Source organism: Chryseobacterium sp. 14P4.3.2, assembly GCF_057799275.1.
Genome location: NZ_JBYOKO010000004.1, coordinates 1 through 22,338, shown reverse-complemented (window position 1 = coordinate 22,338; position 22,338 = coordinate 1). Strand labels below are relative to the sequence as shown.

Annotated in this window: 18 protein-coding genes; 16 read left to right on the top strand and 2 right to left on the bottom strand. The window is 35.5% G+C overall.

From position 1 onward, the window contains the following. Positions 1–106: 106 nt before the first annotated feature. The gene (gene rsmA, locus AC27VX_RS07905) at positions 107–877 is read right to left on the bottom strand and encodes a 16S rRNA (adenine(1518)-N(6)/adenine(1519)-N(6))-dimethyltransferase RsmA (RefSeq protein WP_488694912.1); all 771 of its coding nucleotides are present in this window, start codon (positions 875–877) and stop codon (positions 107–109) included. 91 nt (positions 878–968) lie between these two features. On the opposite strand from rsmA, the gene AC27VX_RS07900 reads away from it, so the two are divergent. The 7 genes from AC27VX_RS07900 to AC27VX_RS07870 all read left to right on the top strand — a co-directional run bounded on the left by AC27VX_RS07900 (position 969) and on the right by AC27VX_RS07870 (position 6,691). Further along, entirely contained in the window at positions 969–1,868 is a 900-nt protein-coding gene (locus AC27VX_RS07900) for a cell division protein FtsX (protein ID WP_236858114.1), read from the top strand. 2 nt (positions 1,869–1,870) lie between these two features. Then, complete coding sequence (locus tag AC27VX_RS07895; RefSeq protein WP_236858115.1) at positions 1,871–2,167, top strand: DUF3098 domain-containing protein; 297 nt, start codon at positions 1,871–1,873, stop codon at positions 2,165–2,167. A gap of 92 nt (positions 2,168–2,259) precedes the next feature. Next, a complete protein-coding gene (locus tag AC27VX_RS07890) occupies positions 2,260–3,078 on the top strand; it encodes an undecaprenyl-diphosphate phosphatase (protein ID WP_236858116.1) in 819 nt (272 codons plus the stop codon). Positions 3,079–3,101: 23 nt separating this feature from the next. Beyond that, the gene (gene truB / locus AC27VX_RS07885) at positions 3,102–3,800 is read left to right on the top strand and encodes a tRNA pseudouridine(55) synthase TruB (RefSeq protein WP_236858117.1); all 699 of its coding nucleotides are present in this window, start codon (positions 3,102–3,104) and stop codon (positions 3,798–3,800) included. A gap of 23 nt (positions 3,801–3,823) precedes the next feature. Beyond that, entirely contained in the window at positions 3,824–4,375 is a 552-nt protein-coding gene (locus tag AC27VX_RS07880) for a hypothetical protein (RefSeq protein ID WP_488694909.1), read from the top strand. Continuing rightward, a complete protein-coding gene (rluF, locus tag AC27VX_RS07875) occupies positions 4,375–5,097 on the top strand; it encodes a 23S rRNA pseudouridine(2604) synthase RluF (protein ID WP_236858119.1) in 723 nt (240 codons plus the stop codon). The genes AC27VX_RS07880 and rluF overlap by 1 nt, the downstream gene beginning before the upstream one ends. Positions 5,098–5,458: 361 nt before the next feature. Then, positions 5,459–6,691, top strand: coding sequence for a YncE family protein (locus AC27VX_RS07870; RefSeq protein WP_236858120.1), 1,233 nt, complete (start codon positions 5,459–5,461; stop codon positions 6,689–6,691). A 120-nt stretch (positions 6,692–6,811) separates the two neighbouring features. Here AC27VX_RS07870 and AC27VX_RS07865 read toward each other — a convergent pair whose 3' ends face one another. Beyond that, a complete protein-coding gene (locus tag AC27VX_RS07865; RefSeq protein ID WP_488694906.1) occupies positions 6,812–8,095 on the bottom strand; it encodes a helix-hairpin-helix domain-containing protein in 1,284 nt (427 codons plus the stop codon). 820 nt (positions 8,096–8,915) lie between these two features. Here AC27VX_RS07865 and AC27VX_RS07860 point away from each other — a divergent pair. The 9 genes from AC27VX_RS07860 to AC27VX_RS07820 form a co-directional block, all read left to right on the top strand. Beyond that, positions 8,916–10,535, top strand: coding sequence for a T9SS type A sorting domain-containing protein (locus tag AC27VX_RS07860; RefSeq protein WP_488694904.1), 1,620 nt, complete (start codon positions 8,916–8,918; stop codon positions 10,533–10,535). A 10-nt stretch (positions 10,536–10,545) separates the two neighbouring features. Continuing rightward, positions 10,546–13,341 carry a hypothetical protein gene (locus AC27VX_RS07855; RefSeq protein ID WP_488694902.1) on the top strand — a complete coding sequence of 932 codons (2,796 nt, stop codon included), beginning with the start codon at positions 10,546–10,548 and terminating at the stop codon, positions 13,339–13,341. A gap of 69 nt (positions 13,342–13,410) precedes the next feature. Continuing rightward, positions 13,411–17,055: a DUF6443 domain-containing protein gene (locus tag AC27VX_RS07850; protein WP_488694900.1), complete on the top strand. Its 3,645-nt coding sequence runs from the start codon at positions 13,411–13,413 to the stop codon at positions 17,053–17,055. Between the two features lie 25 nt (positions 17,056–17,080). Further along, complete coding sequence (locus AC27VX_RS07845) at positions 17,081–17,467, top strand: hypothetical protein (RefSeq protein WP_236857557.1); 387 nt, start codon at positions 17,081–17,083, stop codon at positions 17,465–17,467. 575 nt (positions 17,468–18,042) lie between these two features. Next, a complete protein-coding gene (locus tag AC27VX_RS07840; protein ID WP_236857558.1) occupies positions 18,043–18,435 on the top strand; it encodes a hypothetical protein in 393 nt (130 codons plus the stop codon). A 214-nt stretch (positions 18,436–18,649) separates the two neighbouring features. Next, positions 18,650–19,675, top strand: a complete 1,026-nt coding sequence (locus AC27VX_RS07835) for an RHS repeat domain-containing protein (RefSeq protein ID WP_488695217.1) — start codon at positions 18,650–18,652, stop codon at positions 19,673–19,675. 614 nt (positions 19,676–20,289) lie between these two features. Then, positions 20,290–21,402, top strand: coding sequence for an RHS repeat-associated core domain-containing protein (locus tag AC27VX_RS07830; protein ID WP_488694897.1), 1,113 nt, complete (start codon positions 20,290–20,292; stop codon positions 21,400–21,402). A 6-nt stretch (positions 21,403–21,408) separates the two neighbouring features. Beyond that, complete coding sequence (locus tag AC27VX_RS07825; RefSeq protein ID WP_236857564.1) at positions 21,409–21,942, top strand: hypothetical protein; 534 nt, start codon at positions 21,409–21,411, stop codon at positions 21,940–21,942. 158 nt (positions 21,943–22,100) lie between these two features. Continuing rightward, positions 22,101–22,338 (top strand): RHS repeat-associated core domain-containing protein (locus AC27VX_RS07820; protein ID WP_488694895.1); only part of this gene is annotated, 238 nt, incomplete at its 3' end.

Below are 22,338 nucleotides of genomic sequence, written 5' to 3'. Positions count from 1 at the left end.
AATGCATTAATAATGTACAAAAATAGACTGCCATATAACAGACAGTCTATTTTTCTTTATTACAAACAAAAATACTCCTATAGAGAGTTTTGTGTTTATAAATTACTTATTGGTTATTTTTCCAAAGATCAGCAAAATGTATAAAATCCATTACACTCAGCTCTTCCGCTCTTTTGTCTAAAAACTCATGACCTTTTAAAGCTTCAGGAATATTTAATACTTTCAAAGCATTCGAAAGTTTCTTCCTTCTTTGGTTGAACCCTGCTTTTACAATCTGTTTAAACAGAACCTCATTGCCGGCCAATCCTTCCTTCGGATTTCTTGTAATTCTGATAACCCCCGATTTTACTTTTGGAGGCGGATTAAAGACGTTCTCATGAACTGTAAACATATAGGATACATCATAATACGCCTGTATCAGGACAGATAAGATACCGTAATCCTTAGTTCTCGGAACGGCAGCTGTTCTTTCAGCAACTTCTTTCTGGAACATTCCCACCATTTCAGGAACCAGCTCATAGTAATCTATAATCTTGAATAATATCTGTGACGAAATATTATAAGGAAAGTTTCCTATGATCGCGATCTGCTCATCTTTGATAAAATTAAAATCCTGTTTCAGAAAATCTCCTACAAAAGTATTTTCTGTAACCGTAGAATAGTTGTTTTTCAAGTATTCAATAGATTCCGTATCGATCTCTGCAAGATAGATGTTCTGATCTTTTTCAAGAAGATATTTGGTAAGGACTCCCATTCCGGGGCCTACTTCCATAATATTATTATAGTTCTCAAAACTAAGACCTTCTACGATTTTTCTTGCGATATTTTCATCTGTCAGGAAGTGCTGACCAAGATGTTTTTTTGCTTTTACACTCAAAGTTTTTTATGATTTTATTAACAATGATTTTCTCATTTTCGTCCCAAATTTCGGAAGTTTTTTTCTATTTTAGCCAAAAATTTTAATATTAATGGCTAAATCTGTAGATGAATTTAATAAGAAAAGGCTTCGATCCAGCAATATTACAGTAGTAATAAGTATTGCTTTAGTGCTATTTTTGTTGGGATTAATGGGGCTTATTTTAATTAATGCCCAAAAGTATTCCGACTATATCAAAGAACAATTGGTGGTGAACGCCTACTTTGACGATAACTATGACGCTAAAGACTCTATCAAAATTGCAAAACTAGAGGACGAAACTTTTAAAAAAGTACAGATGTTAGCTCCTGTAAAAAAAGCAACCTATATTTCAAGAGCTATGGCTGCTAAGGAAGCCAAAAAAAGTATGGGGATTGATAGTGATGCCTTGTTTGAAGAGAATATCTTCCCTTCATCCATTGAAATTGCTTTAAAGCCGGAATATGTAGATCCTGCAAAGATTGATGAGGCAATAAAAGTCATCAAATCTGTTCCCGGTATTATGGATGTTAAGAATGACAGTACTTTGATGGTAGATGTTTATAATAACCTAAGCAGAATATTAAAATGGATTCTCGGATTTTCCCTACTGTTTTTAGTATTGGCGGTTGTGTTGATCAATAACTCTATTCGTCTTAAAATATTTTCAAAGAGATTTATTATTAAAACCATGCAGCTGGTGGGAGCTAAAAGAAGATTTATTCTTAAGCCCTTCATCATTGAAGCTGTTGTTTTAGGTGCTATCGGAGCATTCATAGGTCTTTTGGCTTTATTTGGGGTGTGGTATTACTTCACCAACCAGATCGGGCAGGCATTCGCACAGGATAATCAGCAGTATTTCTGGCTGATGCTGCTGGTGATTGGAATAGGGATTTTTATCACCGTTCTAAGTACCATTATTGCAACATGGAGATTCTTAAAATCAAACGTTGACGATTTATATTACTCTTAACAATGAGCAAAAAAACAAATAAATTTTCCGCTTCAAATTTTGGAAATGAAGCAGAAGTACCACAGGAAAACACGTTCTATTTCGGACAGCAGAATTTCAAATGGATGCTGATCGGATTAGCATTTATTGTGGTTGGTTTTCTCCTGATGATGGGCCCGGATGCCAATACGGTAGATGGTAAACTGGATCCCAACTCATGGAATGATGACATCTTCTCTATCAGAAGGATCAGAATAGCACCTCTTTTTGTTGTAATCGGTTTTGCAATAGAAGTATATGCTATTTTAAAAAGAAAATAAATAAATTTTACATTTAGAGATTAAGAGATAATGAAGTGTGGTAGATCTGCTGGACTTCAGGATCTCTTAATCTTTTAATTTTTTTAAAGAATATGGATTTAATCAAAGCAATTATTATTGCCATTATAGAGGGGCTTACAGAATACCTTCCAATTTCCTCTACCGCACACATGGGATTCACTGCAAACCTTATGGGGCTGGAAGAAACTGAATTTTTAAAAATGTTTCAGGTTTCTATTCAGTTTGGTGCTATCTTATCAGTTGTAGTGGCTTATTGGAAAAAGTTTTTTGATTTAAATAATATTCAGTTTTACTTTAAACTGGCTTTTGCAGTAGTTCCTGCATTGATTTTAGGATATTTATTTGATGATAAAATTGAGGCCATTCTTGGAAATCAGATTGCTATTTCTTCAGTATTGGTATTGGGAGGGGTTGTTTTGCTGTTTGCCGATAAATGGTTTAAAAATCCTGTAATTGATGACGAAAAAGGAATTACCATAAAAAAGGCAGTCACTATTGGATTTTGGCAGTGCCTTGCAATGATGCCGGGAACTAGCCGTAGTGCGGCATCTATCATTGGAGGGATGACACAGGGGCTTACAAGAAAAGCAGCTGCAGAATTCTCTTTCTTCCTTGCTGTGCCTACTATGCTGGCTGTAACGGTATACTCTGTGTTTGTTAAAACATGGGGAAAAGAAACGGCAAATCCACAGAAGGGATACGAAATGATTATGGCTTCACAGGATCATATTATGATCTTTGTAGTAGGAAACGTTGTAGCGTTTATTGTAGCACTTATTGCGATCAAAGCATTCATCGGAGTACTTAACAAGTATGGTTTCAAGCCCTGGGGATGGTACCGTATTTTTGTAGGAGTTGCTTTATTGATCTATTTTTATTTCTTTAAATAAAAGAATATTCATTATACCTACCCATGACCGCTGAAGAACTGAAATCAGGATACATTTTTTTATTGGATAAGCCTTTGGACTGGACTTCCTTTCAGGCTGTCAATAAAATGAAATATAAACTTAAAAGGGAGTTTGATCTTCCTAAAAAATTTAAAATCGGACACGCAGGAACCCTTGATCCAAGAGCTACAGGGCTTTTGATCGTTTGCTGCGGAAAATTCACCAAGAAAATTTCTGAAATCCAGGATGCTCCCAAAGAGTACTGGACCGAGATCAAAATAGGAGTACAGACAGAATCCTACGATACTGAAAAACCGGAAATCCTTCATCAGGATATTTCCCATATTTCGGAAGAAAAGGTAAGAGAAGTTCTGGAAAAATTTGTTGGAGAAATTGAACAGAAGCCACCCATTTATTCTGCTATAAAAGTGGATGGAGAAAGAGCATACAATCTTGCAAGAGCAGGGGAAGAGGTGGAAATGAAGTCCAGAAAAACAACAATTCACTATATCAAAGATATTAAAATAGACTTCCCTCTGGTAAGTTTTACTGTAGGCTGTTCAAAAGGAACCTACATCCGAAGTCTGGCTCATGATATTGGGCAGGAATTGGGCGTAGGTGCTTACCTGACACAATTGAGGCGTACAAAAATCGGAGATTATGCTATTGAAAATGCTACAGAGGAGTTTCTAAATAACGATTTCAGATTCGAAGGCTTATGAAAATAAAATTATCTTTGTTTTTTATGGTATTCGCTTTTATTGCAGTTTTCTCACAAAATGAAGATGATAAAAAGAGCAAAATGGATTTTTACTTTAATCCTTCTCTCAACATAGGTTTTAATATTAATAAGAGATCTGAAAGTGCCAATTCTCAATATATAGAACCAAAATCAGTATTGGGAAATTTCACTTATGGAGCTACTGCGATAGGTGGATATAATTTTCTTCCTAACTTTGCATTGGGAACCGGATTCAAATATAGCTTTATACAGGATAACGATCATCTTATATACTGGGTTATTCAGCCAAAAATTATATTTTCTCCGGGAGAGCGCCCGTTCTACATCGATCTTAATTATGGAAAACAGCTTAACCGTTCTGTAATTTCAGACACTGAGTTTTGGGGCGGTAGAATAGGAATGCAGGTTTCTTATTCAAAAAGACTGAGCCAGGAAGGAGGAATTGTTTTTGAATCACACCAATTGAAAAATGGAGCCGATGGCTTCTTTATAGGACTGAGTTATGGAATTACCATATTCAGTAATAAAAATTATACCGGTTACGGAAAAGACTAATGGAAAAGACACGTATCAATAAATATTTATCAGAAGTAGGCTACTGTTCTAGAAGAGCAGCCGATAAACTGTTGGAGGAAGGCAGAATAACAATTAACGGAAAGATTCCTGAGCTGGGAACTAAAGTTTCTGATGAAGATGTGGTAGAAGTAGATGGAAAACCTGTAAGAGAACCACAGGAAAAACCTGTTTATATAGCTTTCAATAAGCCCGTAGGAATTGTTTGTACTACAGATACAAAACGTGAAAAAAATAATATAGTAGACTACATTAACCATCCAAAAAGAATTTTTCCAATCGGACGATTGGATAAACCGAGTGAAGGGCTGATCCTTTTAACAAGTGATGGTGATATCGTTAATAAAATTCTGAGAGCGAGAAATAATCATGAGAAAGAATATCTGGTAAGGGTAGACAAACCCATCAATCCAAGATTTCTGGAGAAAATGAGAAATGGAGTCCCTATTTTGGATACGGTGACCAAAAAATGTGAGGTTGAGAAGATTGATGATATGACCTTCAGAATTGTGCTTACACAAGGACTCAACAGACAGATCAGAAGAATGTGCGAATATCTTGGGTATGATGTGAAAAAGCTGAAGAGAATTCGTATCATGAATATCAAACTGGACCTTCCTGTAGGGAAGTGGAGAGACCTGACAGAAGAAGAATTTAATGTTCTGAACGCTCTGCTGGCAGATTCCAGCAAGACAATCAACTAAGAATACGAATAATTAATAATGGAGCAGGCAGGAAAATTTATTTTTGCTTAGCTCCTTTGTTGTTTTAATTCCATAATCAATTCCTGATCTAGCTTTGGGAAACGCAGCATTGTTTTCCTGAATACAATGTCAGACAAAACCTTAGGGGCTCTATCTTCTTTTATTTATGAGCTTTCTTACCCTGTTTGGAAAATTTTATACCGTTATGCTCCTTCCTTTACTGAAAAAAGGATGAAGGATAATTGTAATATTTCTATTTTATTTTTTAATTATTTAAGGAGTAATGGTTTATATACATAATATGTTTTCTTGTGTATAAAAAATATATTATATTTATAATAACCATTAAAACCCAAAAATCATGAAATTTAAATTTAGATCAGTTCTATTGTTCCCCCTTATTTTAATTGTACTTAATAATTGCCAGCATCAGGATGATAATCACGATTCCGATCACCCAAGCGAATCTTCTTTTTATATTGACTATAGAAGCCTGAAAGGATCACCAGATGGAATAGCTGTCATAGAGCTCGATCCTGAATCTGCAAACTTCGGAAATATTAGCAGCAAACTCGAATTGGGCATTGGAGTATTACCGCATCATATTTATTACGATAACGATGCAAAAAGATTATTCACAACTGCTTTGGGAGGCAGCTATCTTTATCAGATAAAGGTAGAAAAAAATCAAAATGAACCTCCAAAATTAGTAAGTGCAACCCCCATTGATACAGGAGAGAATACAGTTGGCGAAAATATCTTTTTTACCAATGACGGAAGGTATTTTATGACCTTTATGGGAGGGGCAGGAGGGCCAAAAGATGGTAGTATCGGTGTTTTTAATGCTGCTAATAATCAACTTATCAAAACAATTAAAGCACCTATTCAAACTAACCCAAACAAATTTATAATGTATCCCCACGGTATTTCTGTAAATGAAGAAAAAGGACTCATGATGGTAACCTCTACCATTCACCCGGATCTTACTACCGGAATGGGGAATACCTGTACATTATTGGATCTGAATACCTACGAATTAAAAGAAACCTACCAGGTAGCAGACTCGGATACGGATCTGTCAAGCCCTGTTGAAGTTTTATTGCTGCGTGGAAAATTTCCTCAATATGCACTTGCTACAACGATGCTGGGGGGAGATATCTGGATCGCTCCATACAATGCTGCCACCAAAAAATACGATGCTTTTAGCAAAATATTTGACGGAAGTACACAAGGGCTGGGCTGGGCACTCGAAATGTATATTGATAATACCAACAAATTATATGTAAGCTTTGCAGATCCGGGAAGAGTACTTGTTTTTGATATAAGCAATCTTCCCCAGCTAAAACTTTTAAAAACCTTTAAGGCAGACAGGGGAGCTCACCATATGGCTTTCTTCACCACCAAATCAGGAAAAGAAGTGGTTGCCGTACAAAATAACTTGCTGGATATTCCTAACTTAAACTCCGGGACTATTAATGTAATTGAGATTCGGACAGGGAAAAATTTAGGCACAGTTGATCTGCGCGCTCGATATGGAATGCTGCCGGAATCCATTGAAGGAACTAATGGCCCTAGCAGTTATATGCATCATTAAAATTTAAGATACTATTTCTGATCAATTTTTTTATTAAAACTGCTAGTCAGAATTTTAAACAGCCTCAAATGCTATTTTGGGGCTGTTTTGTAATATTTAGATAGATGTTTTAGAATCTTTTTATTTTAAATATAATCTCATCCTCGCCTCATATTCCGGTTTCAGTTTTAAAAGCTTCCATATTTTTCTGTCATCGGGATAGCTGATCCGGTAGAAGATAATTTTGTCTGCTGAATATTTAAAATAAGGATGATTTTTCAGCCATTCTTCAGGGGCATCTGTCAATGTGTATTTGGAGACCCCGGAGGCGTCCAGAGGCGCTATGGAAATAAGTTTCTGAACTAATTCCTTATCAATATTGTAAGTGTCTGAAATCTGCTGTTTATTGACGAAACCTCCCAGCTTTTTCCGAAAACCGATCATAGAACCCGCACTTCTCTCGTCCAGCCCGAACTCCAGGAGCTGTTTAAAAGTAATGGTATTAAGATCAATTTTTGAAAAATCGGTTTTCTCCTGTTGAATTTCCTCCTTTTTTACAGGAACAGAGGTGAATTTTATGTAAGGCTTTAGTTCCTGAAATTTTTCAGACGAAATGACAAAGCACTTTTGCAGTTCTTCAGGGCTTCTAAAACTTCCCCGCAAATTCCGATCGCGGTAGTTAACAATAGTCATAGCCTGCTTTTCTGAAAATCCCAGTGCTTTCCAGCCGTCAATATCCAATTGATTAGGATCAAAAGAATAGTACCTGATTTTTGTTTTGTCCACATTATTTGTTTTAAAACTGTTGAAATTTTCAGGTGTTTTGTTCGGTAATAGCAAATAAGGCTCAAGCTTATGGTAATTTTCTGAAGAAATTATAAAACATTCTTTAAACTTCTCTTTGCTGGTAAAACTTCCACCCAGATACTTTTTGTATTTCAGAATGGCCTCACTCTGTCTTTCAGTGAAACCCATTTTTGCCCAGTCATGAGCAGAAAGATGGTCAGGATTGAATGAATTTGTAATGGTAATACTTCTCTTTTCAATAAAATTATACTTCTTTGAATTGCTTTTTTCAGTGGTTTCGGGAAGTAATATAAAGGCTTCCAGATCACCGAATTTCTCTTCAGAAATAGCGAAACATTTCTTTAGCTGTTCTTTGGAAATAAATTTTCCTCCGATCATATCTTTATACTTCAGTATAGTAGAAGCTTGCTTTTCCGAGAAACCAAGCTTCTGCCACTTTTCCTGATCTAAGCCATTAGGGTCAAAGTCTGAGACTTTAGCAGTTAAAGAAGGCCCTGCAATAAACTTTACAGCAGGAAAAGATTCCTTGTCCTTACTCGTATATTTCTGATAGGCTAAAAGAATAGTCAATATCATGACCATAAAAGCCAGTTTTTGGTAATAGTTTTTTCTCATCATAAGGTAAACTTATCAATAAAAACAAAGCGTGGCAAGAGTGAAGGTTGAAATGATTAAATATTATATATAGATTTATTTAATTAATTGAAAATTAGATAATAATATTGTGTTTTATTTGATATAATCCTGTATTTGTAGTTGTTTCGTCTTTTTGACTGTATTGAATTTTAAACAATTGGTAATTAAAAGAGAAGTTTTTCATCTGATAAAAGGTTCATAATTTATAAAATAGATAGATGTGTCCCATTGTTTCGACAGCCTTTATTTTGCTTCATATACGGATGTTGATGGGTGTACTGTTTTATAAATACAGTGTCGGCTCTTGCAGTAGAAAGATATCGGACAGATATGGTCATCTTATCAATTGGAGTCATTTTAAAGAGCTATCTATCGATTTTATTCACCTCCTTTCTAATAATTTTTTACTATTATACGTCACGTTCTGTCGCTTTACTGGCCTACATTTGCTTCAGAATAATGCAAAAATGTGCATAACAGTAGATTAATAGGGCATAATAAACTTTGTTTACCTATTTTAATATATGTTAAAAATGGTTAAATTTGTAAAAATAATAAACTAATACCAACTTGAAAATAACACGGGAATGAAAATACTTTTTAGAATATCTGTGCAGGATATACTGCGGTCTTATACTTAGATCGATGTTATCATTAAAACTTTTCGACGTTGAATAATTTTCCGGGATTTCCGCAAGGGATAGGAATTTATACAATGTGTACAATATTGTATAATTAAATGCACATTATATCCCTGTTATTTGAAATGTTTACTACTATATTTGAAAAAAATCAAATACATATGAAAAAAATCTACCTTGGTGCATTTACCTTATGTACCATTCTGGGATCAGCCCAGGAAATTTTATGGCAGAAGGATCTGAAATCTTCAACACAGGACTTTCTGAGTCAGGTGACTACTACCATTGATGGTCAGTATCTGATCAGCGGAAGTTCTATTCAAAGCAATAAGCTTCAGGCTTCAGGCAGCAAATACAATAACGGTTACGATTTTAGATTAGTCAAATTAAATCAGAATGGAGAAGAGGTGTGGGAGAAATATTTCTCCGGAACCAATCATGATTATCTGTCTGCAACAGTTGCTACGCAGGAAGGAGGATTCGTTGTCACAGGGACTTCGCATTCAGGAAAAGGTCTTGACAAAAAAGAAGATTCTAAAGGGAATTCAGACATTTGGCTGATCAGAATCAATGAATTTGGAGACGAGATTTGGCAGAAAACATTAGGTACTGCCGCTGACGAAGAAGCCAGAGCGGTTATTCAAACCACAGATTTAGGATTTTTTGTGGCCGGAAATGTTCAGAATTCTTCCAAAGGCTACGGTTCTAAAGATGTCCTGATCATCAGGCTGGACAAAGACGGAAAAGAACTGTCCCAATTAATCTGGGGCGGAAAAGGACTTGATGAAGTTGAAAAAATGATTCCAACAAAAGATGGCGGAGCCTTACTCGGAATTTATTCCAGAAGTTCAGCGGTACAAGGTAAGACATCTCCCATAAAAGATGCCCAAAATACATCCGACACCCGACACCTGACTATTGTACAAAAACAAAGTGACAATTTCGGTGAAGGAGATTATACCGTCCTTAAAATAGATAAAAACGGAAAAATTGAGTGGGAAAAAAACTTTGGTGGCAAAGGTGATGATCACATCAGAACGCTTGCTTTAACTTCCACAGGATACATTATCGGAGGTGAATCCAGATCAGAAATATCCGGCAATAAAACGGTAGGCATTGAAGAGGGTACGGATTTATGGTTGATTTTCTTAAACGAGAGAGGAGAAGAACAGTCACAGAAATCTTACAATTTTGGGAACCGTGATCTCTTAATGGGAATGAGTGTCATTCAGAGTCAAGATTCAAGAGCCAGGAACCAGGACCTAACTAAAGGATTGCTTATAGGGGGATATACTCAGTCTGAAGGAAGAATAGAAGAAAATGACGAGACTTTTTGGATACTATATTTAGACCAAAATGGAAATGAACAGTGGAGAAAATATGTAACCGGAGAATCCAGACAGAAAGAAGAGAGACTTTCAGATCTGAAACTGAACAGAGACGGCTCTATTATTCTGGCAGGAACCAGTGCCACAGAACTGGGCAAAGAAAACTGGAAGATTGTGAAGCTGGGAGACAAACAGGTTGATCAGTTAATGGAGAAATTTGACATCAAGATCTATCCGAATCCGGTATCTGATTATGCTTATGTAGAAATCGGTTTTGATTTTAAAGAGGCTGATATTATGCTGTATGATATGAGCGGAAGACAGCTTCAGAGCTTGAAAACAAAGAATAAAGTAACCAAGATTAACACGCAGGCTCTTGTTCAGGGCGCTTATCTGGTGACGATAAAAACGGATACTAATAAAACAGCGAATGCAAAGCTGATTAAAAAATAAACTAAGAATTATGAAGAATATATTTTTATTACTGATCTTTATATTCGGATACACCTTATATAGTGGTCAGGAAGAAAGTAAGAATATGGGGATTGTAAGACCAACCCCATCTGCTGCAGGATTGTCAACTTACAGTACCATTCCTGTTTCTGTACAAACTGGAATTCCGGATATTTCTTATCCGTTAATCAATCTTGAAACGGGAAATAAATCGGTGAATATCAGCTTAGGGCTTAATTATCATGCAGGCAATACTTCCAGTAGAAACCCTGTAGGTGATGTAGGTAAAGGCTGGTCATTTTTAGGAGGGGGAGTTATTTCAAGAGAGATTCTGAAGGACTTTGATGAATTATTTGATGATGTCAATTTTCACAGTTATAGAAAGAATAGCTTTAATGATATTTATAATTTTAATATTCCGGCGGAATCAGGAAAATTTCGATTCATCAGAAACATAGAGGCCAATACTTTTGAATTGATAAAACTCAGTCCTTATAATTCTATAGTTAAAGAACATCGGTCTGCTAATCAGGCTACTCTTGTTCTGGATTCTCTTACCATAACAAGTGAATCTGGAATACAATATGTTTTTAAGGATTATGATATTAGCTTAATGAATGTACATGTGTGGACGCACCCTACACAAGGTGTTAAATTTACAGATGCAAGATATAAAAGTGCCTTCTATCTATCTTCTATTCTTGATGAAAACGGACGGGAACTGGTAAAATACACTTACTTAAGAGATCTAAAATATGCTCTAGGTACGCCGATTGTAGATACAGAAACTAATAAACTGATCAGGATAGAGGCAAAAGACCACGGCATTATAGAAATAAATTATGATAGAAATGAAAATGAGAATAAAAACCATGATATATTCTCCATCAATAATATTGTTCTTAAAACAGCCAATAATGCTTTTATAAAAAAATATATATTTAATTATTCCAACACTTCTGTCAGCAGCAATATGGTGTATTATAGAACGCTGGCATCCTTCAGCCAGGTTGATCAGAATGGGAAAATAATTGAAAAATATGCCTTTGATTATGCAGGAGGAGTGTTTGAAAATGGTGAGTATGAAAATGGCGATGAATATCTTCTGTTGAATACGGTTAAATTGCCTACCGGAGGGATTATAAAATATAACTTTGATATGATCACTCACTCCTATAGTGGGAAAACCATCCATATACCAGCCCCGAAGACATTTCTGACAGATTTATCTTTTACAAGTGTCAATGATGGTGTGAAAAAATATGCTTTTACCCTTACAGAAGGCAAGAATATTGAAATTAATGCGATGGGAATTGGAAAGTTAGCTTCTCGCTTATGGGCAGTTCAGTTTTTTAAGAAAACTGGAAACTCATATGAAGTTTCAAATAGTATGGGAGTACCTATAGATCCGAATCCTGATTTTGAGTATGTACAGACAAGAACCTTTGGACCGGGTGAATATTATGCTGAATTATATTGTAATGATTTAAATTGTAATAATTTAACATTCAATAGGCCTTCTGTGATCTCATTATCAGAAATAACCGGAGAACCTTCTGAAGCTGTTGAGTTGGTTCCAAGATCTGGGCTTCCAAGAATTAAAAATATTAAATATTTTAATACTTCGTCTGATAATATTTTTAATGTACCCCCTACAAAAATTGAAGAATACGATTACAGTTTCTTTGATCAGCCTGGAAATTCAAGTGGATACTTAGTTACAGGAGGTACTTTGAATGCTGAAATGGCTAACCCTGCTTTTATCTATAAAAATGTAAAAGTATCTCAGGGTAATAATATGGGGTACACCAAGTATTATTACAAAGCTCCGGATGTTTATCCTTATCAGAGTGATAATGATTTTTGGCCCAATTATAATATTACCCGTAGTGGACTTATTGATAAAAGGGAAGTTTATAACGCTTCGAACCAAAAGCTATCTGAAGAACTTTTTGATTATACTTTTGAAGAATTTGACAGTCCTAAATATTTAGTTGCTCCAAGTGGTTCTTGGGGGAATTTTTATCTGAAAACCTCCTGGATTAAGAACAATAAAGTAATCACCAAAAGTTACTTTGATTCCGGAGTTACAGAGATTAAAAATGAAGTGTTCAGAAATAACCATAACCAAAAGCCTAATTTAGAAAGAGCTACAGCATTTGATGGCAGCATTCAGGAGACCACTTATCAATATGCACAGGAGAAGAACAATCAGAAATTAAAAGACGCCAATATGGTAGGCTTTCCTTTAGAAACAACTTCTGTGATTAAGAAAAATGGTTCCGATCCCGGAAAATTAGTCTCAAGAGCAGAAACTAAGTACGACAATGCCGGAAACAAATATCCGTCTTCAGCCGTTTCTTATGACTCTCAGAATACTTTAGCTTCCGAAGTGGTCTTCAACCGATATGACAGCAAAGGAAATCCGGAGCAGTATACTCCTAAAAACGGAATTCCTGTTTCTATTGTTTGGGGCTACAAAAAGACCCAGCCTATTGCGAAAGTGGAAGGAGCTTCCTATGAGCAGATCCTACCATATCTGTCTGATATCATAGCCAAGTCAGATGCCGCAGTGATTTCGGAATCGGATCTTCAGAATGCTTTGGATGCCTTTAGAACCAATGCCAATCTGGTGGATTTTCAGATTACAACTTATGTGTATGATTCTTTAACAAGGATGAAAACTATGACGCCTCCTACCGGAGTGCGTGCTGTTTATCAATACGATACCGCCGGAAGACTGGACAAAGTAGAAGATGAAAGCGGAAAACCTTTAAAGAAATACCAGTATAACTACGGTCATTAATGGTAAGCCATGAGCAGCCTGTAGAAAATCAGGTCTCTCGAATTTTTAATTTCTAATCTCTAAATTAAGATGAAAAAACTATTGCTATTATTCAGTTTTCTGTCGGTAACCTTATCCGAGGCCCAGACAGCATCTGAAAACTATATATCCACTACAGACTGTCTGAATGAAGACTGTACCAAAAAAACATACACCGTACAGTATTTTGACCTTTTGGGAAGACCCAAACAGGTTGTAAATGTTCAGGCTTCCCCATTAAAAAGGGATGTCGTTACCCATATCGAATATGATGAATATGGAAGACAGATTAAAGAATACCTGCCTGTTCCCCAACTTTCGACAGGAGGAGGGAGTTATTACTCAGGACCTCTTGGAGTATATCCTTTGGTTTATGGGGATGAAAAAATTTATACCGAAAAGGTTATTGAAAACTCTCCGTTACAAAGGATTTTGCAACAAAAATCAATCGGAAAAGACTGGAATAATAAATCTACCGATTTTGGGTATGATCTAAATATTCCTGCAGACCACGTCAAAAACTTTCAGGTAGTTACCCATTGGAATCAGGTGGAAAAAATTTATAAAAATGAATTACAGTATACTCCGGCAGAATATGCAGCCGGCCAGCTTGTAAAAAATACGGTGACCGATGAAGACGGCAATAAAAGCATAGAATTTAAAGATGCTTCCGGTCAGACTGTCCTTTCCAGAAAAGTAATCAATGCCGGAAAAAATGCCGATACCTATTACGTATACAATGAGTATAAACAGCTTGCCTATGTCATTCCTCCATTGGCCGCAGCAGGAGCTATGGATCCGGCAGCCATAGATAACCTTTGCTACCAGTATGTGTATGACAGCAAAAACCGCCTGGCAGAGAAAAAGCTGCCGGGAAAAGGATGGGAATATTTTGTGTATGATAATCAGAACAGATTGGTGCTGTCTCAGGATGCCGTGCTGGGAAGCCTCAACAATAACTTTGTGGCCAAAGGCTGGATGTTCTCCAAATATGACGCTTTTGGAAGAGTGGTCTATACAGGATTTTTTGCCAATACCTCTACCAGAACCGCTATGCAGACTGCCCTCAGCAATATGTCATCCAATGCAGGGAATAACGAAAAACGGGATACTACTCCTATTGTACAAAACGGTGAAAATATTTACTATACCAAAAATGCTTTTCCTACCGGAAGTATGACCATTTTAAGTGTCAATTATTACGACACCTATCCGCCTCTTCCTCAGGGAGCAGAAATTCCGGCCACTATTATGGGGAAAACAGTACTGAAACAGCCTGGACAAAATGGGGCCTCTAAAAATACAAAAAGCCTTCCACTGGCTTCTTATATAAGAAATGTAGAAGACAATGCCTGGACCAAAACCTTCACCTATTATGACGAAAAAGGAAGGACCATAGGGTCTTATGCCCAAAATCATCTTGGCGGATCTACCAGAACAGAATCAGATATAGACTTTGCAGGCGTTACCCAACAAAGCAAGGCCTATCATAAAAGATTGTCAACAGATCCTGAAAAAGTAATCACCCAGAGGTTCACTTACGATGCCCAAAACAGGCTGTTGGTTCATAAGCATCAGGTAGATACCAATCCGGAAGAAATCCTGGTGCAGAATGAGTACAATGAGCTTTCCCAGCTTAAAAACAAAAAACTGGGCGGAACCAATATTGCCCAGCCACTGCAAAGTATTGACTATACTTATAATATCAAAGGCTGGCTGACTAAAATCAATGACCCTTCAAGCCTGAACGGAAAAATGTTCGGATATGAGATGAGATATATCAATCCTGTGAATGCCAATGTAGCCCCCGGAAAATTCGCCGGAATGATCACAGAGATCGACTGGAAGAACGCCTCAGAAGATGTCCTGAAACGATACAATTATACTTATGACGGACTCGGCAGGCTTCAGGATGCCGTATATTCTGAACCCAATGCCTCTGTTCCGTTTAACAATAACTATAATGAGCATCTTACCTATGACCTGAACGGAAATATTAAAACCCTGAAGAGGAATGCTTTTCCTGCAACCGGAGGAGCCACATCTGTTCAGGTAGATGACCTTGTGTACGAATATACCGGAAACCGTTTGACAAAAGTGATTGAAAATGCACTGAACGACACCGGATATGAAGGCGGAAACAATCCTATTTCCTATGATGTGAACGGAAATATGACAAATATGCTGGACAAAAGCATTCAATCTGTACAATATAACTACCTGAATCTTTCTGATCAGTATGTGATCCACCAGAATAGCTTTGGAAAGCCAACCGATAGTACTATCAATTACCTTTACCGTGCTGACGGAACCAAGCTTCGTAAAACGTTTTCCTCTACTCCCCCAAGAGGATCAACCTCAACCCGCATCACAGACTATCTGGACGGTTTTCAGTACAGCTACTTTGAAGGCGGAGGAAACTGTATTACCTGCAGAACCGAAAATGCTTACGAAGCAGAAGCTTATAGAGGTATTCTGGATCCCGGTGTTATTCCGGAATGGAAACTTGATTTTGTAGCCACCGCAGAAGGTTTTTACAGTTTCACCGAAAACCGCTATATTTACCAGTACAGAGACCACCTTGGAAATACCAGAGTCACCTTTGCCAAAAACAGCGCAGGCGCTCCTGAAATTATTGACACCAACAATTACTATCCTTTTGGACTGAATCATATCTCAGGGTCGTTTGGTACTTCTAACTTTGGTAGTTTCTACAGTTACAAATACAACGGAAAGGAATTACAAGAGACGGGAATGTATGATTACGGAGCAAGGATGATGATGCCTGATCTGGGAAGATGGGGAGTAATGGATGTGATGTCTGAGAAATACAGCTCTTTGAGTCCTTACAGCTATGCGATCAATAACCCTGTTATGGTCATTGATCCGGATGGAAATGATGCAATGTTCGCTTCTGGAGAAGCAGCACAATTTGCTTTTAAAATGTATGTTGCTACGATGTCAACAGGAACTGGAACATCAGGAGAGAATATTTTTACGGGGTTGGATAATGAGTATGATAAGGATGGCAAGATGATTAGTAATTTAGGTGGAAATAAGATAGATTTTTATCATCAAAGAAATGGAGATACTAAAGTGATTAGTCGACAAAGTGGGGCTTCAAATATTATTAAAGGAGGAGAATCTATTATTAGAGGTTATATTCATAGAGGAAAAGATGTTGGATGGGGAACTATAACAAGTGAATATTTTGGAGGAAGTGGGCCTACTCGCAGTCTATTTAGTGATTTTAATGATTCTAATGATGGACCTTTTGCTTCTCTAGACAAAGCATCATCTCCGTATTCTTCTTTAGCAAGACAAGCATCATTAAACTCAGAAGATCCAAAAGGGTTTATAGAGATGACATATCTTCAGGCTAATCCTCTAAGAGCAAATTTTGATGGATATGAGCAGATGTGGGGAAGATCCACTGTATCTTGGTACAAATTAGGAGGCGAAACACTTTTTTTAATGTTAGATTCAAAATCTCAGGAGTCATTATTTTATAGATTACCAGTAAATAATTTTGAAAGAACCGAAGGAAAAGTAAATAGCTTTGGAAATACATATCAGACTTATATGTGGACTGAAAGCAATTCCGAAGTTCAAAAAAAAGTAGTTAACCCAACCTTAAAGAACGTTTTTAAACAAGCTGTAACACCACCATCTATATTAACAAGACCTAGATTTTAAATCGAACATTTTAAATTTGATAAATATGAAAAAAAGTATAAGTTTAATTTTATTACCACTTCTATTTTCATGTCAAAATATTAGTAGTGAAGATATGTATGGAAAATATTCGCCTTTATCATATAAAAATACATATGATACCCTGACAATTTACAGAGATGGAGTGTACAATAGGGTTATTTATAATAGGGAAGGGAAAAAGTTATTGGATTACGATTCAAAATATAAAATAGATAATCAATCTATAACACTTTCAAAATTTTATCTAAATTTAGACAAAGATTTAATTGCTTTTCCAGAGGATGTAGAAGACACTAATACAACTTATATAACTTCTTTCAAAAAAAAAGATAAAAACATTTTTCTCTGCTTTGGCCATTATGGAGAAAATTGTTATAAAAAGGTAAAATAACAAAAATTGGCACTCAATTGAGTGCTCCTGCTGGTGGCGAGCGTCACGCTCGTATCTGATAAAATAGCATCAACCCTTTACAAATAGTAAGGGGTTGATTACTTTTATTTAAAGCTTAAGTACGAATCTATGTTTTAAAATATAGAAAATAGGTGTAATTTTAAGATTGTTATTGTTGGTACGAGCAAGATGCTCGCACCAGCTTGGGGTTGTTAAAATGGATTATCTTCAAGCTAACCCCATCACAGCAAATTTTGATTGGTATGAGCAGATGTGGGGAAGATCAAATGTATCTTGGTATAAATTAGGAGATGAAACACTTTTTTAATGACTGATTCTAAGTCACAGGAGTCATTGTTTTATAGATTACCAGTAAATAATTTTGAAAGAACCGATGGAAAGGTAAATAGTTTTGGAAATACATATCAGACTTATATATGGACTGAAAGAAACTCCGAAATTCAAAAAAAAAGTAATTAACCCAACCTTAAAGAACGTTTTTGAACAAGCTGTAACACCACCATCTATATTAACAAGACCTAGATTTTAAATCGAACAACTTAAATTTAATGAATATGAAAAAAAGTATAAGTTTAATTTTATTACCTTTTTTATTTTCTTGCCAAAATATTAGTAATGAAGATATATATGGAAAATATTCACCCATATCATACAAGAATACATATGACACTCTAACGATTAGCAAGGATGGGGGTTATAACAGGGTAATTTACAATATAAAAGGGAAGAAAGTGTTGAATTACAATTCGAAATATAAATTAGAGGGTTCTTCAATAAAGTTTTCTGATTTTTATTTAAATTTAGATAAAGATTTAATTACCTTTCCAGAAGATGTGAATGATACTGATATGACCTATACTACTTTTTTTGAGAAAAAAGATAAGAATATTGTACTTTGCTTTGGCTACCATGATGGGGAGAATTGTTATAAAAAGATTATAGAATAAAAAAACACTGAGCAAAGTCCCCGCTAGTACGAGCGTCTCGTTCGTTTTCAGATTGACTAGTTCTAGTTCTGAAAAAGGTTTACTATTTTAATAAATCAAATATAGTTAAATCAGGGTAGGAATTTTCCTATTCTGATTTTTGCTTTTTAGACTCATAAAAATATGCTTGGAAGGTATGTTCAGAAAGGGGTAAAGTTGCATATAAAACCGCTATATTTACCAATACAGAGATCACCTTGGAAATACCAGGGTAAGCTTTGCCAAAAACAGCGTAGGTGCTCCTGAAATTATTGACACCAACAACTACTATCCTTTCGGGCTAAACCATATCTCAAGTACCTTTAGTTCTTCTAACTTTGGGAGTTTCTACTCTTATAAATATAACGGAAAAGAGCTTCAGGAAACTGGGATGTATGATTATGGAGCAAGAATGCTGATGCCTGATCTGGGAAGATGGGGAGCAATGGATGCCATGTCTGAGAACTACGGTTCTTGGAGTTCCTATAATTACGCGATTAACAATCTTGTTATGATGATTGATCCGGATGGAAATGATGTTGTAAATTTAAGCGGTGGAGGAATGATGGCTAACGGTGCTGATGCAGGTTCTAATTTTAGAATGTTTGTTTCGATGATGTCATTCAGTACTGGAACATCAGAAGGGAATATATTTACTGGACTTAATTCTCCTGATTGGCATGAAGATAAAAATGGTAAGCTATTGAAAGATAAAGGTGACAACGTCAGTACATTATTGGAATATATCAATAGTAGATACAAGGATGCTAAGCTCAGTGAATCTGCTGCTAAAAAATTATTTAGCACTTTAAAAAATGGTATAATTGACTTAGATCAACTAAATCCGGAAACATTGAATCAGAATTTATTCGGTTATAACTATCCAGGTGCTAAAAATCCAAGAAAATATAATGGAAAGGCTGACTATTCTATTCCTCCCACTGAGATAGAAGTTCCTGCATATATACATGATAAAGAATATGATAAACTTGGTGCAGTTGGAGCAGGAGGCTTATTTAGAAATACAGTGACAATAAATGCTGATGATCAATTTGTAGAAAGTATGCGAAATCTAGAAAATAAATATAGAGAAGAAGGGAATTATAAACTAATGTTTCAGGCACGAACACTTGGTAGAGGTTTAAACGCAGCTTCTCAGCCCAAAAGACAAACTATAGAAAGTGTTTTTAAACAAGCTATTACATTTCCTAAATTAAGATAAACCACATGAAAAGAAATAAAATTTTATTTAGCACAATGTTGCTGAGCCTACTGTATGTACTCTTAGGTACTTTAGTTGTTTTAGTTAGCTTCCCCCAATATTCCTTTATGGGATTTGATTATGATAGTCCTTTGTGGTATCCATTAGTAATTTTCACTTATCCTACTAATATTTTGTTATTTGGTTTGGTTATGGTTGATGTTTCATTTTTATCAATATTTATATTGCAGGCAATAATTTTTTTGACATTTTGGTTAATTCTATATAAACTTGTAATCTATTATTTTAGATTTAAGAATAATAGAAAGAAAAAAAAATAGCCCCTCGCTGCCGCACGATTGTATCGTGTGGTTAACTAATAATAACAAAACTAGTGCAAAAATAGCATTGGTTTTGTGTTATAAAAAGGGTTCTGTTGTTTATATGAAAACAAAGCAACAAAACTTACAGACTATCTGGATGGCTTTCAATAGACAAAAGAAAGTTTAAAATTTGTTCCCATTTTAGAAGGCTAATTTAATTTTGAAAACAATATGTATATTTATCAGTATAAGACCAACTTGACGGAAAAATAAAAGAGAAGCTTTTATGAAAACTGCTAATGAAGTTAAGTAATGGTCACCTTTGCCAAAAACAGCGCAGGCGCTCCTGAAATTATTGACACCAACAATTACTATCCTTTTGGTTTAAACCATATCTCAGGGTCGTTTGGTACTTCTAACTTTGGTAGTTTCTACAGTTACAAATACAACGGAAAGGAATTACAAGAGACGGGAATGTATGATTACGGTGCAAGGATGATGATGCCTGATCTGGGAAGATGGGGAGCAATGGATGCCATGTCTGAGAAATACAGCTCTTTGAGTCCTTACAGCTATGCGATCAATAACCCTGTTATGGTCATTGATCCGGATGGAAATGATGCAATGTTCGCTTCTGGAGAAGCAGCACAATTTGCTTTTAAAATGTATGTTGCTACTATGTCAACAGGAACAGGAACATCAGGAGGGAATATCTTTACAGGATTGGATAATAATCCTAAAGAAAATCCAAAACCAGGCTTCTGGGGAAGTATAGGGAACTTCTTTAGAAATTTGTTTGGGAATGGTAAAAAAGGAACTTTAGAAGTTGGTCCTGTGGAAAGAATCGCTGAAGATTATAGTGCGAGTGGAAGCAGATTATTTGGTTTAATACAAGGGGCCAATTATAACCCAATGGCTGAATACAGAGCACGCCGTGATAATTCTTTTTATAATGATGGAGAAACTAGTTTAGACCGATCTTTTAGATTAATGAATAGTTCTCATATAGAAATCATGCAGGACTTTGGGGGAGGTGGCTACAATATGTTTGGAGGATATGGGAGAGTTGCGAAAGCTGCTGGTGCTGCAAGTATAGCTGAAGAAATTTCCTTGGCTGCAGAAATATCTGCAGAAGCAGAAGCTAATGGCATTAAAAGTGCTCAGAAAGGTATTAATCCAGAAATTATAGGTAAATATTTTGAGCAAATGTCAAATGGTACTTATAAATCGACTGGCGGAGCCGGATACATACATGAAGGAAAATATATTTTACTAGATGGAAATCACAGAATGAATGCTGCAATTAAATATGGGATTGAAACAGGTGATTTTCAATATGTTGAACAAATTATTAATAAAGGGAACTTTATAAGACGAAATCCTGTTATAGATAACCATCGTATATACAAGTTACCCACAAAATAGATAACTATGCATAAACAAGTAATAATTTTAAACAAAAATATAAATTTAGAAACTTCAGGCGTATATGTTGTTTTCAATAATAATTTATCAAATAGCAAATTAGATGTTTCGGAAAAAGTATTTTATATTAATTTACCTAACGAAAATTCTATTAATCTATCAAACTATACAAATAACAAGGATTTATCTGTTAATGTTTATAAAAAATTAATAGATAAATATAATTTAGAATTAATTAAGCCTAGACAGATTATAGATATATTTAATAAATTAATTTACGCTATTATTAATGAGATTGAAAATTATGATGTTTTGGTAATAGGAACAATGGGACTAGATTTCGACAGTATAAAATTAATGATTCAAGAGTTAATAAATATTAGTAAAAGTTATAAAAAAACTTTCATTTTTGTTCAAGAAACTACTAAGAATATTAATACATTCGAAAAAGTCACTCAGTTAAAATTAAAAGATTTTGAAAATTGGTATATAAATAACTCTATAAATAATAATGAGACATTTTTATTTAAGCGAAAGTAAGAAATAGTGTAATTCACTCTGTAAATTCTATCATTCTGCTGAGGTGAATATTTTTTCAAATCTGGAGGAAAAGAAGTTGTTAGTAAAAAAGTGTTACAAACTTATCAGGAATTGGCTACAAGAATAGGTAAACTTCCCTGTTTTTTCAGGAAACAGGGATGTATGGAGCAAGAATGATGATGCCTGATCTGGGAAGATGGGGAGCAATGGATGCCATGTCTGAGAAATACAGTTCCTGGAGTCCTTATAACTATGCTATTAATAATCCTGTGATGGTGATTGATCCGGATGGAAATGATATTCAACCATTATCCGAAGCACAACAGGCTTTTAAAAATTACGTAGCAACGATGTCAACAGGAACTGAAACATCAGGAGGGAATATTTTTACTGGGT